The organism is Nonlabens sp. (assembly GCF_051251825.1).
Classification (GTDB): Bacteria; Bacteroidota; Bacteroidia; order Flavobacteriales; family Flavobacteriaceae; genus Nonlabens.
Map to the genome: position 1 here is coordinate 78,279 of NZ_JBPOGG010000008.1, position 16,062 is coordinate 94,340.

Annotated in this window: 14 protein-coding genes; 3 read left to right on the forward strand and 11 right to left on the reverse strand. The window is 36.3% G+C overall.

The window, feature by feature from the left end:
- Positions 1-56: 56 nt before the first annotated feature.
- From ACSHWW_RS10795 to ACSHWW_RS10825, 7 genes are all read right to left on the reverse strand, one after another.
- On the reverse strand, positions 57-1,007 hold the full coding sequence (locus ACSHWW_RS10795; RefSeq protein ID WP_435682468.1) for a tRNA dihydrouridine synthase: 951 nt from the start codon (positions 1,005-1,007) through the stop codon (positions 57-59).
- A gap of 2 nt (positions 1,008-1,009) precedes the next feature.
- Positions 1,010-2,695: a pseudouridine synthase gene (locus tag ACSHWW_RS10800; protein WP_435682469.1), complete on the reverse strand. Its 1,686-nt coding sequence runs from the start codon at positions 2,693-2,695 to the stop codon at positions 1,010-1,012.
- Positions 2,695-4,515, reverse strand: coding sequence for an ABC transporter ATP-binding protein (locus ACSHWW_RS10805; RefSeq protein WP_435682470.1), 1,821 nt, complete (start codon positions 4,513-4,515; stop codon positions 2,695-2,697). Before ACSHWW_RS10805 ends, ACSHWW_RS10800 begins: the two co-directional genes overlap by 1 nt.
- Before the next feature lie 3 nt (positions 4,516-4,518).
- On the reverse strand, positions 4,519-6,231 hold the full coding sequence (locus ACSHWW_RS10810) for a phospho-sugar mutase (protein ID WP_435682471.1): 1,713 nt from the start codon (positions 6,229-6,231) through the stop codon (positions 4,519-4,521).
- 245 nt (positions 6,232-6,476) lie between these two features.
- Positions 6,477-7,427 carry a glycosyltransferase family 2 protein gene (locus tag ACSHWW_RS10815; RefSeq protein ID WP_435682472.1) on the reverse strand — a complete coding sequence of 317 codons (951 nt, stop codon included), beginning with the start codon at positions 7,425-7,427 and terminating at the stop codon, positions 6,477-6,479.
- Positions 7,427-7,987 (reverse strand): DUF4199 domain-containing protein, encoded by a 561-nt coding sequence (locus tag ACSHWW_RS10820; RefSeq protein WP_435682473.1) that lies wholly within the window; start codon positions 7,985-7,987, stop codon positions 7,427-7,429. The genes ACSHWW_RS10815 and ACSHWW_RS10820 overlap by 1 nt, the downstream gene beginning before the upstream one ends.
- Positions 7,988-7,989: 2 nt before the next feature.
- Positions 7,990-8,487, reverse strand: a complete 498-nt coding sequence (locus ACSHWW_RS10825; protein ID WP_435682474.1) for a DUF4199 domain-containing protein — start codon at positions 8,485-8,487, stop codon at positions 7,990-7,992.
- Between the two features lie 144 nt (positions 8,488-8,631).
- On the opposite strand from ACSHWW_RS10825, the gene ACSHWW_RS10830 reads away from it, so the two are divergent.
- On the forward strand, positions 8,632-8,883 hold the full coding sequence (locus ACSHWW_RS10830; RefSeq protein ID WP_036580578.1) for a type B 50S ribosomal protein L31: 252 nt from the start codon (positions 8,632-8,634) through the stop codon (positions 8,881-8,883).
- A gap of 112 nt (positions 8,884-8,995) precedes the next feature.
- Here the strand turns inward: ACSHWW_RS10830 and ACSHWW_RS10835 are convergent, their stop codons facing one another.
- From ACSHWW_RS10835 to ACSHWW_RS10850, 4 genes are all read right to left on the reverse strand, one after another.
- On the reverse strand, positions 8,996-9,526 hold the full coding sequence (locus tag ACSHWW_RS10835) for a DUF4377 domain-containing protein (protein WP_435682475.1): 531 nt from the start codon (positions 9,524-9,526) through the stop codon (positions 8,996-8,998).
- Between the two features lie 39 nt (positions 9,527-9,565).
- Positions 9,566-11,746 (reverse strand): TonB-dependent receptor plug domain-containing protein, encoded by a 2,181-nt coding sequence (locus tag ACSHWW_RS10840; RefSeq protein WP_435682476.1) that lies wholly within the window; start codon positions 11,744-11,746, stop codon positions 9,566-9,568.
- Positions 11,747-11,826: 80 nt separating this feature from the next.
- Positions 11,827-12,738 carry a FecR family protein gene (locus ACSHWW_RS10845; protein WP_435682477.1) on the reverse strand — a complete coding sequence of 304 codons (912 nt, stop codon included), beginning with the start codon at positions 12,736-12,738 and terminating at the stop codon, positions 11,827-11,829.
- 166 nt (positions 12,739-12,904) lie between these two features.
- The gene (locus tag ACSHWW_RS10850) at positions 12,905-13,420 is read right to left on the reverse strand and encodes an RNA polymerase sigma factor (RefSeq protein ID WP_435682478.1); all 516 of its coding nucleotides are present in this window, start codon (positions 13,418-13,420) and stop codon (positions 12,905-12,907) included.
- Positions 13,421-13,890: 470 nt separating this feature from the next.
- On the opposite strand from ACSHWW_RS10850, the gene ACSHWW_RS10855 reads away from it, so the two are divergent.
- Positions 13,891-14,637, forward strand: a complete 747-nt coding sequence (locus ACSHWW_RS10855; protein WP_435682479.1) for a hypothetical protein — start codon at positions 13,891-13,893, stop codon at positions 14,635-14,637.
- A 600-nt stretch (positions 14,638-15,237) separates the two neighbouring features.
- Positions 15,238-15,984: a hypothetical protein gene (locus tag ACSHWW_RS10860; protein ID WP_435682480.1), complete on the forward strand. Its 747-nt coding sequence runs from the start codon at positions 15,238-15,240 to the stop codon at positions 15,982-15,984.
- Positions 15,985-16,062 lie beyond the last annotated feature (78 nt).

Sequence of the window (16,062 nt, forward strand, 5' to 3'; positions counted from 1 at the left end):
TTACAAAAATAGGTGTTTAAGGATTCGCTTTCGCGAAAGCGTGTATTTAAAGAATTCTATTTCTTAACCGTTTTGAGGATATCATTCACCGCCTGATTGTAAGCTCGTGGATTATTTGCTTTTTTAATAGCCTTAAAAGCCTTTTGCGGATTAGGAAAAGTCTGTGACCAGTATTCCCAGAAACCTTGCATTTTCATTTTGATAGGTGTAGGACCTTGCAGGAAAGCGTCATATTCTTGGTAGATGGTATCATGAAATTCACGGAAGATTTCCCAGCGGTTCTCGGGATAGATCTCTGTGTCTGCTTTAATCATACTGGGCAGAAAAGGATCTGCAATAAGACCACGACCGAGCATCCAGTGGTCTATGGTTGGGAATTGTTCTTGCATTTTTCTAAAACCAGCAACTGTAGTAATGTCGCCGTTGTAATAGAGTTTAGTTTTAGAAGCGTCCAGACAGCGCTGAAACGATTCTAAATCCACGCCACCTTTGTACAATTGCTTGCCTATACGAGCATGAATGGCTATGCTTTTAATGGGATGTTTTTCTAAAATAGGAAAGGTGTCGAGAATCTCGGTAGGCTCAAGGTAACCCATTCTCATTTTCATAGAAACGACCACATCTGTTTCATTATGCACTCGATCTAGTATCGCATCAATCTTAGATGGCTCACAAATCAAACCACTTCCCATTCCTTTCTTAGTCACCATAGGATAAGGACAGCCTAGGTTCCAGTTGAGTTCTTTATAACCTAATGATCTGATGTACTTCACTGCAGTGATAAACTCGTCGGCACTGTTAGTCATCACTTGTGGTATCAAATCTGGGACATGATTGTTTTCCAGTTGTAAATCACGCTGGTATTTGGCACTGATTTCAGGCTTGTTATTGAACCTTATATAAGGTGCATAAAAAGTGTCGATCCCACCAAAATATTTATGCACCGCATTTCTAAAACGGTATTCTGTAAAGCCTTGCAGTGGCGATGATAGTAGGGTGAAAGACATATTTAAAAAGGCGCCGGAATTTTAAATGATACCGATTTACCAGTTATAGGATGAATAAATTTTATAAACTCAGCATGTAAATGTAGCCGATTTGTAGCTGTTCCGTATAAATCGTCGCCTACTATTGGTGCATTTAAACCGCTTGCATGCGCTGCGTGAACTCTTAACTGGTGCGTGCGACCGGTAATTGGGTAGAAGTGGACTAACGTTGCTTTTTCTCGACGTTCCAGTACTTGATATTTCGTACGAGCAGATTTCCCGTATTCATGACATACTAATTGTGTAGGTCTATTATCGAGATCCACGCGCAATGGCAATTCAATCATTCCTGTGTCGTGTTCTAAAACGCCATCGAGAAGTGCTACGTAACGTTTTGAAATGGTACGATTTACAAACTGCTCTTGTATAAAATGATAGTAATCTAGATTCTTTGTAGCTACCAATATCCCAGAAGTAGACATATCTAAACGATGCACGAGAATAGGTCCAGTAGCGTCTGGATACATTTCTTTGAGCCTGCTGTGAACGCTGTCTTTTATGGTTTTTCCTTCTACAGAGAGAAATTCTTCGGGCTTGTTTACGATGATGATGGCGTCATCTTCATAGATTACTTCCATCGTTTTTCCTATTCCAGGATTGATTAACAGTGGATTGTCTTCAACATCTAATCCTTGCAACATGTGTCCCAGGATAGGCTCACATTTACTGCGGCATGCTGGATAGAATTGTTTGTGTTTTCTAATTTGCGATTTAGATGATTTTCCCCACCAGAATTCTGCTAGAGCTATGGGTTTTAATGCTTGCGCAAATGCGTATTGCAACAACTTAGGTGCTGCACAATCTCCTGTAGATGCTGGTGGCGCACCTAGATTTAATTCGTTGAAAATCTCCAATACATTTTTGCGCTCACCGTTGGCATTGAGTAAATCATACTGTTTAAAAATCCAATCTTGTAGATCTAATGACTGTTGCCTGCGCTGTTGCGTGAGCGTTTCCATTTGAGTTTGATAACTGTTTACGATATCTTGAAAAGGACGCTGTTTTTCCAGAAAATACAACTCATATTCACGATAGAGAAACTTCTGGTTGAGATGTTGCTGGTGTTGTAAGGCTTTTAGTTTTTGAAGCTCTGAATCGTTAAGGGTTGTTGCGCTAGTTTTTAATTGAGCTTTGAGCTCGCGAGATTGTTTTTTATGCTTTTTGCGCTGTGCATCCAGTAATTGAGTGGCTTTTCCTTGAAGTTCTTCAAGTTTTTTTAGAGCTGTGGTGTATTCCTCGGTTTGTTCTAGTGCTGCAACCTGATTACTGAGTTTTGTGAATTCTTTAAACTGACCATCGCAATAGTTCTTATCAAAATCGGGAACATACGCCGCAGGAACAAATGGTGCAATATCCATAGTTCCATCAATCTGACCACTAAATGCCGATAGATATCCTAATTCACCTTTTTGATTTTGAACGACGAGAACGCCAAACATTTTACCAGCCGCTTCACCAGCGCCTGTTTTCTCATTCCAAAAATTATGTTGCCAGTCCTGAGGTTGCTCAAGAAAATCTTGGAGCTCACGAGTTGCGATTAATGACAACTCATGTGGTTCATAGAAAATAGGAAACGTAAACTTCTCAGGAATAGAGATTCCAGAAACGTCTGTTTTAAAAGGAGTGAAGCACAAATCAGTAATTGCCATTATAAACTCTGCATTCCTACTAGACCGTTATACAATCCATTCATGGCGATAAGTTCTGCATGAGTTCCTTGTTCGGCGATTTCTCCTTTATTCATCACTACGATGTTATCAGCATTCTGAATGGTAGAAAGTCGGTGAGCAATGACTATGGAAGTTCTGTTTTTCATCACTTTTTCAAGTGCATCTTGAACAAGTCGTTCACTTTCAGTATCCAGTGCACTGGTTGCTTCATCAAGTACAAGGATAGGAGCGTTTTTAAGAACGGCACGAGCAATGGAAAGTCTTTGTTTCTGTCCACCACTTAGTTTTCCACCACTATCACCTATGTTCGTATGAATACCATCTGGTAAGTCTTTTACAAATTCCCACGCGTTGGCAATTTGCAGCGCATTGATGATCTCTTCATCACTTGCATTTTTGTTTGATAGTGCTACGTTTACAGCAATGGTATCATTAAATAAGATAGAATCTTGCGTTACTAGCGCCATTTGATCACGCAAACTTTTAAGACTTACATCTTTAATATCATGACCATCTATAGCAATAGTTCCTTCTTGAACATCATAAAAACGAGTCAGTAGATTTGCAATCGTACTTTTTCCTGAACCACTTTGCCCAACGAGAGCAACACTTTTCCCTTTAGGAATGTGTAGGGAGAAGTTTTTTAATACGTTTTCTTCTTCATAAGCAAAAGTGACATTTTTGATATCAATTCCGTTATTAAAGTCAGTTACTTCTACTGGATTAGGAACATCAACAATGGTATTTTCTGTATGAAGAATTTCTAGAACTCTTGCAGCAGCTGCATTACCTTTCTTGACACCGTAACTGGCTTTAGAAAGTGCTTTGGCAGGAGTGAGAATCGCATAAGCCAATCCCATAAACGTGATAAATGTAGAACCTTCAATAGTTCCGTCCACAAGAACCATGCGTCCACCAAACCATAATAAAACACCTATCACTGCAATACCTAAAACTTCACTTACTGGTGTGGCAAAACTTTTACGCTTCTCAAGGCTGTTCATATACCTACGGAATCTTCCCGTAGTTTTTTCAAAACTGTTTTGCATGCGTTCCTCAGCATTAAAACCTTTAATAACCTTAAGACCACTTAATGTTTCTTCAAGTTGTGATAAAACAGCTCCTTGTTCTTGCTGTACCCGTTCCGATTTACTTTTTAATCGTTTACCAATCATAGAGATGATATAACCACTAATCGGAATAAAAATTAATACAAATAAAGTAAGCTTAATACTAAATACAAGCATCGCTGCCAGAGCAAATATGATGTTCAATGGCTCCTTTACGATGAGCTCTAGAATAGAAAGAAAACTACTCTGGACTTCAATAACATCAGTAGTAGCGCGAGAAATAACATCTCCTTTACGTTTCTCAGAAAAATAAGAAACCGGTAAATTCACAATTTTCTTATACAAATCATCTCGTAAATCCTTCATTATTCCAGTTCTGAAAAAGGTCAAAAAATACATACCTAAGTATCCAAAAACATTCTTCAAAAAGAATAAACTTACCACAAGCGTAATCATTAAAATTAAAGCTTTTTCTTGGTCATTTTGTGCCACCTCAGACACGTAGAAATTCACATAACCTTCTACGTATTCCTTGGTTTTAGTAACATCAATCCACTCAGGTCTTGTATATACTTCTTCGGTTTCTTTAAATAATACCTGCAATACAGGCATTAAAGACACAAAGGAAAGTGTACTGAAGAATGCAAAAAACACATTACTTATTATGTTAAGTACAGCCCATTTCTTGTAAGGCTTAGCATACTTAAGAATCTCTTTAAAATAATTCATTAATTAAATTTCAAAACTGGCAAGAATGCCGTCTATTTTTTTATTGAGTTGTGCTTGAACTACGGCATAGTTTGCAACATCATCTAGTGGAGCCTTTACACTTATATAGAACTTAATCTTAGGTTCTGTTCCGCTAGGTCTCGCAGCAATTTTAGAACCGTCGGCTAGATAAAAAATAAGCACGTTTGCCTTAGGTATATCTAGTGTTTCGGTTTTATGAAGATGTTTATTTTCTCTAGTGCTCGCCGCATAATCTTCAACGATAACTATGTCTTGACCAGCGATTTGTTTTGGTGTGTTTTCACGCAAGTCTATCATCATTTGCTTGATTTCTTGAGCGCCTGAGATTCCTTTTTTAACGAGTGATACGAGCTTTTCTTGATACAAGCCGTGTTGTACGTAGAGTTTTAATAATTCTTGATAGGTTGTTGATGAGTTCGCTTTCGCGAAAGCGTACATCTCACAAGCTAATAAGGCAGCGGTAACCGCATCTTTATCACGTACAAAATCTCCCACCATATAACCAAAACTTTCCTCGCCACCACCGATAAAATCCTGCTGTGGATGGTCTTTGATCATCTTTGCAATCCATTTGAAACCGGTCAGTCCTTCTTTACATTCCACATGATGAGCCGTTGCGAGGTCGTGCATCATAGGAGTTGAGACTATCGTGGAACCTATAAATGGGTTTTTGGTTCCTTTTAAATCGGTTTGTTTTAAAAGAAAATCGGTCATGGCAATCATGGTCTGATTTCCGTTAAGCAATACCATATTCCCATCATTATCACGCACGGCAACACCTAGACGATCACTGTCTGGATCTGTTCCTATGACGATGTCGGCATTGATTTTATTTGCGAGATCCACCGCCATTTTAAGTGCTTCGGGTTCTTCGGGATTAGGAGACACTACCGTTGGGAATTCTCCGTCGGGAAAGGCTTGTTCTTTAACCACATGCAAGTCTGAATATCCAGCACGTTTTAAGGTTTCTGGTAGTAGTGTGATGCTGGTTCCATGTAAACTTGTAAAGACTATTTTAAGTCTAGAACGATCTACATCTCCTGAAATTTTCCCTGCTTTAATGCTGTCCTCTATAAAGGTATTATCATCAGCTTCAGTGAGAAGTTCTACTAAATCTGCATTACCATTGAAATTAATATCCTTAAAATCTAGCGAATTAATAAGGTCCAAAATAGCTTTATCCTGCGGTGGCACTAACTGTCCACCATCTTGCCAGTACACTTTATATCCATTATACTCTGGCGGATTATGACTAGCCGTAAGCACGATTCCTGCGTGACAACCTTTTGCCTTAACCGTATAGGAAAGCAGTGGAGTAGGACGCAGTTCATCAAACAGATATACATGAATACCGTTTGCACTAAAAACATCGGCAACTGTTTGTGCGAGTTCTTTAGAATTACGGCGGCAGTCGTAAGCTATAGCTACTTTTACTTGCTCGTTTGGAAACTGCTCGTTTAAGTATTGAGAAAGTCCTTGAGTGTTTTTACCTAGCGTATATTTATTGATACGATTAGTTCCTACACCCATGATACCACGCATTCCGCCAGTTCCAAATTCAAGATCTTTATAAAAAGACTCTTGAAATTCTTCATTGTCGGCACTTATTAAAGCAAGTGTTCTAGTGATAGTATCTGTATCAAATGGCGCTTGAGTCCACGATTGAGCATTTTTAAGAATAGCTTCTTTATTCATTTTTGTGAGTTATGAATGAAGTACAAAGATAAGAGAAATTAGTAGGCGGATTTATTAAGTAGGCAGTTCGTGGTTCAGTAGGCAGTAGGCAGGTTTTATTTGTTTACTTCGCTTTGCTACGTGCACAAATGTAGTAGGCAGTTGTGATTATAATAATTATAAAATTATCTTTTAAAATAACTGCCTACTATATTTTAGTAAGCGTAGCGTCACTAAAATTAACCTGCCTACTGCCTACTTAAAATTTATATCTCCTTCTCAATATGATAACGATTAGCCTGATTCCCATTTCTAAGGATCAACTCACCTAAGAAACCTGCTATAAAGAAAAGTGTTCCCAGAATCATGCTGGTAAGAGCGATGTAGAACCATGGATTGTCTGTCACTAAGCCATAGGGTAGGTCATAAGACATTTTGTAAAGTTTTGAGAAACCTACGTAGCCTGCCATTATAAAACCTAAAACAAACATAATTACACCTAGTGCGCCGAAAAGGTGCATTGGTCGTTTTCCATATTTTGATATAAATGCGATGGTAATCAAATCTAAGAATCCGTTGATGAATCGTTCATAGCCAAATTTAGTTGTTCCATACTTACGAGCCTGATGAATGACTTCTTTTTGTGTGATTTTTTTGAATCCAGCGTTTTTTGCAAGCACTGGTATATAGCGATGCATCTCGCCGTGCACGTCTATATTTTTAATGACTGCAGCGTTGTAGGACTTGAGACCACAATTGAAGTCATCGAGTTGCACGCCACTGGTTTTGCGAGCTGCCCAGTTGAATAATTTACTAGGTAGGTTTTTTGAAATAACGCTATCGTAACGTTTTTTCTTCCAGCCACTTACCAGATCATGACCATCTTGAGCAATCATGCAGTACAGTTCAGGAATCTCGTCTGGAGAGTCTTGTAAATCTGCATCCATGGTGATGACTACTTCACCTTTTGCTTTATGAAAACCGGCATGTAAGGCTTGTGATTTCCCGTAATTGCTTAAAAATTTTATAGTGTGCGTGTTTTCATGCTTTCGCGAAAGCGTATTCAAAACATCCCAACTACCATCAGTACTACCATCATCTATAAAAATAATCTCATAGGTAATGTCCATGGTTTCCATGACGCGTAGGATCCAAGCGTGTAATTCTGGAAGCGATTCTTCCTCGTTTAATAATGGTATGACAATGGATAAATTCATTAATCGAACTGGATAGGTGCTTTACGTTTTATGATAGCCGCAGAGATGAGTCCACCTATGGTAAACATTACTAAATTGCTGATGTAAGTAAAAATAAGAGTTCCTAATCCCATGATGTTTTGTTGCTCCATCGCTTCTCGCAGTATGTCTTCATTCATGGCTTCACCCATTTGCTCTTGTATGCCAAACATTTCTCCCATTTTATCCATCATCGCGAGAGATTCTTGAATGGTTAGTTCAAGGAGTTGCTCTTTGGCAGCTGGATCAAACACGTTAAAAATGAGATAATTTACTATTAATGCTCCTAAAAGAGCGATGGCTAGTACAATCACAAAGACCAATAAGGCATGACCGAATTCTATATAACCACCTAGTTTTTTACGAGCTTCAAGTTGTGCTAGAACACCTAATACAAAAATAAGTAAGGCCGTAGGGTAACTCACTAGCGGATTTAAAAATAGGCTCAAATCTACTTTCCACGCTACGATGTAAACAATCGCGTATAGCAAAAAGCCTATAACACCGTATTTCAATCCTATGTTGAGGAGTAGTTTATTCATGATTATGAGTTTTGAGGTATGTCTTTTCTAAAAATAAGAGCTGAGAGAATTCCAGGAATGGTATAAATTAATAGCTTAGAAAGAAAGCCTGTGAAATAACTACCTAGACTATAGACTGGTTTTTTAAAAACGTCCTGACTAGCTAGTGCGTTTTCATTTTTTTGAGCAAAGGATTCTGTAGCTTTTTCGGCTGCGGCTTGAGCAGATGGATCAACATGGACGTAGATGAGGTAGTTCACAATGAAATCTATCAGAAATATTACAAGCATACAGAGAAAGAAGGCAAGAACTCCTTGCTTGAGAGACATATAACCGTTGAGACTTTTTTTACTCCACCATTGTGCTGCTATTCCAAATGGAATAGGTAGTAAAAGCATGATGATACCCGATGTCACGTCAGCATAAGCTTCAGTCTTCCATACGTAGATGACTAGGGCAAGATTAAATAGAGCTCCTATGAGTCCGACGATAAATGAATTCTTCTTTACTATTTGATCCAAAATGTTCTTTTTTTTAAGAAATACAAATATAATGGTTTGCGGTACGTAGGAAAGCTATAAATTGCACAGATATATTTAAGAAAACTATTTGTAGATTTAATTATAATGATTAAATTTGCAGCCGCAAAAGAATAGATTAAGATCATGCAAAAAGGAATTCACCCAGAAGATTATAGACTAGTAGCTTTTAAAGACATGTCTAACGAGCAAATATTTTTAACAAAATCAACAGCTCCTACTAAAGAAACTATTGAGTTTGAAGGAAACGAGTATCCACTTATCAAGTTGGAAATCTCTCGTACTTCTCACCCATTTTATACTGGAGAAACTAAGCTTCTCGATACAGCTGGTCGTATAGACAAGTTCAAAACGAAGTACGCAAAATTCAAGAAGTAATCTTCTTAGAGTTTTAACCATATTAAAAAGCCTCGCAATTTGCGAGGCTTTTTTTAGTTGTTGAATCAATTCCGTTAACGATTTGAAATCTTTACTTAATCTTATATAATTATTACTGAAAACCCAAAAGTTCAATAGAACCATCTGCGCCATGTTGAAAAATTCCTATGACATCAGCTTGATTCAACAGTCGATTGTCTAATTCATTGCAAAGATTATTGCAGTTGATATCAATTTGATTGAGTATGGTGTAGCCAGTATTGTTTTCTACAAAATTAAACCCATCAAATTTGAGTTTCATTTGAAAGGTGATGTCGTCGTCAACTTTTACTTTTGAAAAAATTCTATTTAGTCGATATTTTACAGAGCCTTGATCTGCCAGAGGATTATTGATTGGAGACTTATTGATTGATAAATCATAGATATATCCTGGCTCATAAGTAAAGCCTTCAATGCCATCGTAAAAATAACTCCAGTCGTCCGTGTCTAATTGAGAACCTTCTTGAGTGAGAAATATTAATCTAGGATGGAAACCAAATCCTGTTTCATAGTGATGATTAAATATTATGCGTGAGTTTGTTGAATCATCAGTACTACAAGATATAGTAGTAAATATTAAAGTGAATAGGAAAATTTTTTTCAATCGAGTAGTTATTTTGTTACAAGCTAATTTAAGTATTATCTACTTAAAAATCACCCGAGCCGACATATTGAGCACAGTTCCTAAAGATTCTTGTACCACTGGTTGAATGTCATTATTTTCTCCTACTTGATAATAGGTGTTCAATTTGTTCTTTCTATTGAAGACGTTCCAAAGACTTGCCGCGAGAAGTAGCTTGGTCTTTTTAAATTTGAAACTGCGATTAATAGAAACATCTGTACGTAAGTATAAAGGTAGTGTGCTGGAATTAATACGTTCATATTCTATTTCATCATTTACAACCACACTTTGATCCAAATCTTTTACGGGCGTGTATCGTACTCCATTATGAAAATTTGTGCTTGCGGCTAGTTCCCATTTCTTATAGCTGTAAGAAGTCGATAAATTGAAATGGTGTCTAATGTTAAACGAATTAGGGAAGCGTTCATTATTATTGAGTGCTTGAAACCTTGAGTAACTATCATTGAAGTGATAGCTGAACCAGGTGCTCCAACTTTTTATCTTCTTATTTGCAATAAACTCCACTCCAAATGATGTTGTTTTACCTACCGCATTACGATCTTTAAATACACCACTAAAGTTTTGAGAACCAGAAAGTGTGTTGTCCGTAGTTTTCGCGTAAGCTTCAATACCGAGCAATAGATCATTCTCATTTCTTTGCAGTGCTATACTGGCTTGCTGAGCTTGTATGATAGGATATCGATCATTATCACTTAATCGCCATCTTCTTTTCTCAAGTCCTTGAAAATCTGCAGCCTCATCTATGACTTGAAAGATGTTCTGGTTAGCCTGCTGTATGTTTCCTATTAATTGATACGTCTTATTCAATTTATAGGATGCGTTCATTCTAGGTTCCCATAGGAGTTTATTATAGAATGGAAGGTAGCTCCAGCGCATTCCGGTAGAAAGGTCTAGAGTTTTGGATTTATTTGAATAATCGGACTGAATGTAAAATTCATGATTTGAAGCCGCCGTTATTTTTTTACTGGTAAAATCAGGTTCTCGTACAATCTCATCGTCAAACACGCTTACTTGGCTCGTTTCAAGTCCTGCATTTAAACTTAAGTAATCGTTTACTTTAAGCGTGGCACTTAGAGAAGTCCCAAAATCTTTCACATCATTCTCTTGAAATAAACTACTTCCAGCGTTTTGATTCACAAGTAAGGAACGTAAACCGTACATGGTGAAGTAAGACTTGTGCTCCAGGATTAGATCTGGATTTATTTCTTTGAGGTATTTGTAACCTACTGAGTAATGATTCTGACTGATGTCACTGGTAGTGGTTTGAGTCGAGTTCTTTTCATAGTCTAGGTTGTTTTCAAATAACATTCCGTAGAGCTGGAAGTCATCATTATCAGAAAGTTTGATATCTATTCCAAAAGAAGCATCGATGAAATCAAAGTCCATTTTTGCAGACGAATCTAATTGAGTGGCTTGTAGAATTCTTCTTTTGTAGGCTTCATAACTAGGAGTATCGGCAAACTCGGTTATAGATTTTCTTATAGATAGTTGTAATGCGATGTTATCATTTACTACCCAATTCCCGTAAGCATGTGCTGCCATAAAATCTACTCCAGCGCCAAATTCTGTTTTCTTTTGATCACCTAAGAGGTAATCCATATTAATAACTCCAGCGACTGCGCCTGTATATCTAGAATCATTGAGGTTTTTTGAAACCTTTACTTTATGTGGTGGATAAGTATTAAAAGCGCTTATTAATCCAAAGAAATGTCCGGTTTGATAGATTTGAATATCGTTCCAGAGCACAAGATTCTGATCATTACTGGCGCCTCTTATGTTGATATTTGAAATAGTTTCATCAATGCTCTGTATTCCTGGTAAAGACTGGATGGAATGGAACGCGTCTGGCGATGATAGACCTGGAAAAAGATGAGAACTTCCCATATCCAGAGAGAAACTTCCATCTTTGAATTGATTCACTCCTTTGTTGATATAGCCTACTAGTAAGATTTCAGAGAGTTCTTGATGTTTCTCTTTTGCAACAACCTTTTTATAAACGATGAATTTATGGTCAGAGAATTTAGAAATGGTAAGACCTGTTTCAGTTCTGATTTGGTAAATGTAAGCGTCTAAATTTTCTTGGGTAAGACTGGATACCATATAGGTATCCATAAGTGCTTTACTATAGTTGAAAATCACGTTGTATTCTTTCTCTAAAAATTCTAGTTGCTCGGTTAACACGATATCATTGGTGTTATTTTGAGCAACTAGAATGGAAGGGAAAGCAATAATTAATATGAAAAGAAAGCCCCTAATAATTTTTAATCTTTTTTACTGAAAAGGATTTTGTCACCTACTTCATTATGTTCTAGACCTAACGGTAGAGCGATACTTTGCAACGCCTGGTCAAAATTGTTTTTATCAAATCCTCCAGAGAATTTTAATTGAGCAACATCTTTAGTGGCTTCAATTTTTATATTGTAATTATCTGAAAGGTCTTTTAAAACATGTCGCAGCGGTTGATTATCATAAACGTACTCTCCAGTAATCCAGCTAGGAGTGTTTGTGTAGTTTACATTTTCCTTAACGGCTCCTTGCTCATCAATGAAAATTTCATCTTTAGGATTAAGGATATATTCTTTTCCTTCAGAAGTTACTTTTACACGACCTTCAAAACAGGAAACGGTAAGTGTATTTCCTAAGGATATGACATTAAATTTTGTTCCTAAAACTTCTATGTTACCAGATGCCGTTTTCACAACAAATCGCTTTCCTTTATTTACTTCAAAGAAAGCTTCACCTTTAAGCTCAATGATTCTCTCGTCACTATAATCACTCTCATTATAAGAAATAGAAGAGTTTTTGTTTAAATGTACAGAGGACTGATCTGGTAATGAATGATAAAGTGAAGAAAGCTGCGTTTCTACCATTTGATCACTGAAGAGTTGCGTCGTGTATAAACCACCAGCTACTATTCCTATAAGGATCGCAGCAGCAATCCATTTTAGGAATGGTGTACTCTTGGATTTTTTAGACGCGTTCAAGCGACTTTGTAAACGTTCAAACTCTTTATTTTTATCATATTCACCTAGTTTCAAGTTAGATGAGGCCGTTTTGATTTTTTCAAAGGCCTGATAATCTTTATGTTCTTTAAGTAATGACATCTCAGACTCAGATATCTCATTATCAAGCCATTTTGAAATCAACCGTTCAATATGTGGTTCTTCTTTCATAATATATATGTATAACAACTAAGAAGTTCAAACTCCTACTTAAGATTCAAAATAGCTCTATAAAAGGTGTTTTGAATTTCCATAGTTGTATTGTATTCATTCTTTTAATCTTCAATTTTAATACTCCTTTACATGAGTATAACAACTTAAAAGCTAAAAGTCCTACCTATAGTTCTTTAATAGTTTTTCTTAAGTTATTTAGAGCTCCGTAAATACGCTTTTCTACTGCCTTTTTTGAGATGCCTAATTCATCTGCAATTTCCTGATGTTTCTTACCATCGATACGGTTCATTAAAAAAGCAACTCGTTGAGGTTCACTTAAATCATCTAGAGCAGATTGTAACCTGACACTAAATTCTTTTTCTTCTAGAACGTGGCTAGGAGTTATGTTATCCTCTGATGAGGTATGCTGATTCTCATAATTATGTACCACTTTTAAATGTTTCTTTTCATTTAATATGGCGTTATTAACTACTTTATATAAGTAGGCTCTTGCCTTATCTATTTCAACTTTAGCACAGTTGTCCCATAACTTAATGTAAGCGTCCTGGATAATATCTTCTATTCCATGAGTGTTCATGTACTTATAGCTGTAAAACTTGAACAGTTCTTCAGAATGTTTAAAAAATATTTTTTGATAGACGATCTCGTTGCACACATCGTCATCTTTAGATTTATTCATTTATGATGATTTAATTCTAGAGCCAAATCTAAATAAAATTAATTCATAGGGTAGGAGTTTTTAAAGTTAGGTTGTTATATCCATATAGAAACCATTTAAACTACGATATCCTTAAGTTGAAAGAATTAGCCTTTTATAAACTTACTCGTAGTGGTAATTGTATCCTATTTATAAAATATAAAACTGTTGTGAGCATCAATTTCAAGACAATTATATGATTTACTTACCTGTCCATAAACTAACGTTGAACCATAGATAGCCCTAAATTTTTGGTTCGCTAAGATAGGTAGTAAGCCCAAGGATTAAATTCCTTGGGCTTTTTTTATATATTGAAATGAGCGCTGAACCCAGCAATAATGTGGATTATTAGAATTTACATAAAGTTTTTTGAAAAAAAGATTAAAACTAGGGTAGGACTTTTTAAGTTTGGGTTGTTATATAGGTATAGAACCACTTAATACTTTAAGATTATGAAAACCAATAAAACGACACTAGTAAAAATGATGTTACTACTTTTAGTAGCAGCATTTACAGTAACATCATGTGAAAAGGATGGAAGTTCACAAGATACAAGTGCAGAAGAATCTCTCTCTGTAGATTCTCCGCTTGTAAATCAGGTTAAGAATTTAGTAAGTACATCATCAGTAGTATCAAGTGCGGTGTGTGTAGATTTTGTATATCCGTTTTCTGTGTCATCTTATGATTCAACAAATCAGGTGATTGCAACAGTGACTGTAAATAATGATCAAGAATTAGATGCGTTTTTTAGTACACTTAGTAATACAGACTATATCGCATTTGGTTATCCACTAACATTATCGACCACAGCAGGATTAGTAGTTGTAAACGATGATGTGGAATTGGCCACAGAGTTAGAAATCGCATTCACAGCATGTTTTGGAACTGGTGGCGGTTCTGGTGGTGGCTCTGGCGGTGGACCAGTAGGCGGCGACTTTGTATTCTCAGTATGTGATGTGAATAATGATGGTGTAGAAGACATAGACTTAGATGACATCTTTGCGTGGAATCTCTCATCTACTGAAACAGTAGTGTATTATGATACAGAGGCCGATGCTCTCGCACAAGTTAATCCAGTAACATCTATGTACACATTAACTTTAGGAACTCAAAAAAGTACTTATGTAAGATTTGATGATAGTGCAACAGGTAATATGACATTAGTTAATGCATTGTACGATTTAGTTCCATGTCCATAATTTATTAAGACCGCAAATTTCCCCTTGAAATACACAGGTCTATTTGGACAGCAAGCTCGAAGATTCATTTCTTCGAGCTTTTTTTTATAGTCCATATTTTCTAATCAATTATTATTCAAGCACCCGATTTTTATGCTATGTATTCAACAATGGTAGCTTTTTTCACCCTAAAAACGCAACCATTAATTAAGGGTATGGTTTTAATAATTCTACGAGATGAATCATACGCTTATTGATATTAATTCTTACTGGTTTACATAACTGTTATGAATCTCTGTTTTAAAACTATATAAGTTCTGTCCTGGATCTATTTATAATTCGCTTTCGCGAAAGCAAGGAACGAAAGCCCACGAGCCATTATTAAAAGCACAGCAATATTAAAGAGGTTCAATTTTATGCTATTCCCATTTATTGTAAAGTTTTATTTAAAATATTTAATAGAACAGTCCATTTTTAAAATAATAGATTTCACCTAATGCCAATGATAGCAGTTGGTTTGAGCTTATTAAATTAATTTTTAAAAATAATCACAATCTAGGGTAGGACTTTTAAAGTATAGGTTGTTATATAAGTATAGAAACAATTTAAACTTATATTATTATGAAGACTAACAAAACAGCCCTAGTAAAAATGATGTTACTACTTTTAGTAGCAGCGTTCACATTAACGTCTTGTGAAAAAGACAACAACGATCAAGACCTAGGTCAAGAAGCGACAATCTCTGTAGATTCTCCACTTGTAAATCAGGTTAAGAATTTAGTAAGTACTACATCAGTAGCATCGAGTGCGGTGTGTGTAGATTTTGTGTATCCATTCACTGTATCATCGTTTGATGCGAGCGGTCAGGCTATCTCTACAGTTACTGTAAATAATGATCAGGAATTAGATACATTCTTTGGAACTGTTAATGCGACAGACTCTATCGCATTTGGTTACCCATTATCATTGAGTACTACTGCAGGATTAGTAACAGTAAATAGTGATACAGAGCTTTTCACAGAACTTGAGATTGCGTTTACAGCATGTTTCGGGATGAGTGGTGGAAATTCTGGTGGTGGATCTAACGTTCCAGCTGGTGGAGACTTTACATTCTCTGTATGTGATACAAATAATGATGGAGTAGAAGATATCGACCTAGATGACATCTTTGCTTGGAACCTTTCTTCTACAGAAACTGTTGCATACTACGATACTGAGGCAGATGCACTTGCACAAGTTAATCCAGTATCTTCTATGGATAGCTTAACATTAGGAGCACAAGAAAGTACTTATGTAAGATTTGATGATAGTGCAACTGGTAATACTACTCTAGTAAATGCATTGTACGACTTAGTTGCTTGTCCATAATCACAGAGCAATTTTAAAAACTCACCTAAGGGATATTTGGTTTATTAAATTAGGTGTAAAGCCCAAGGATTCATTTCC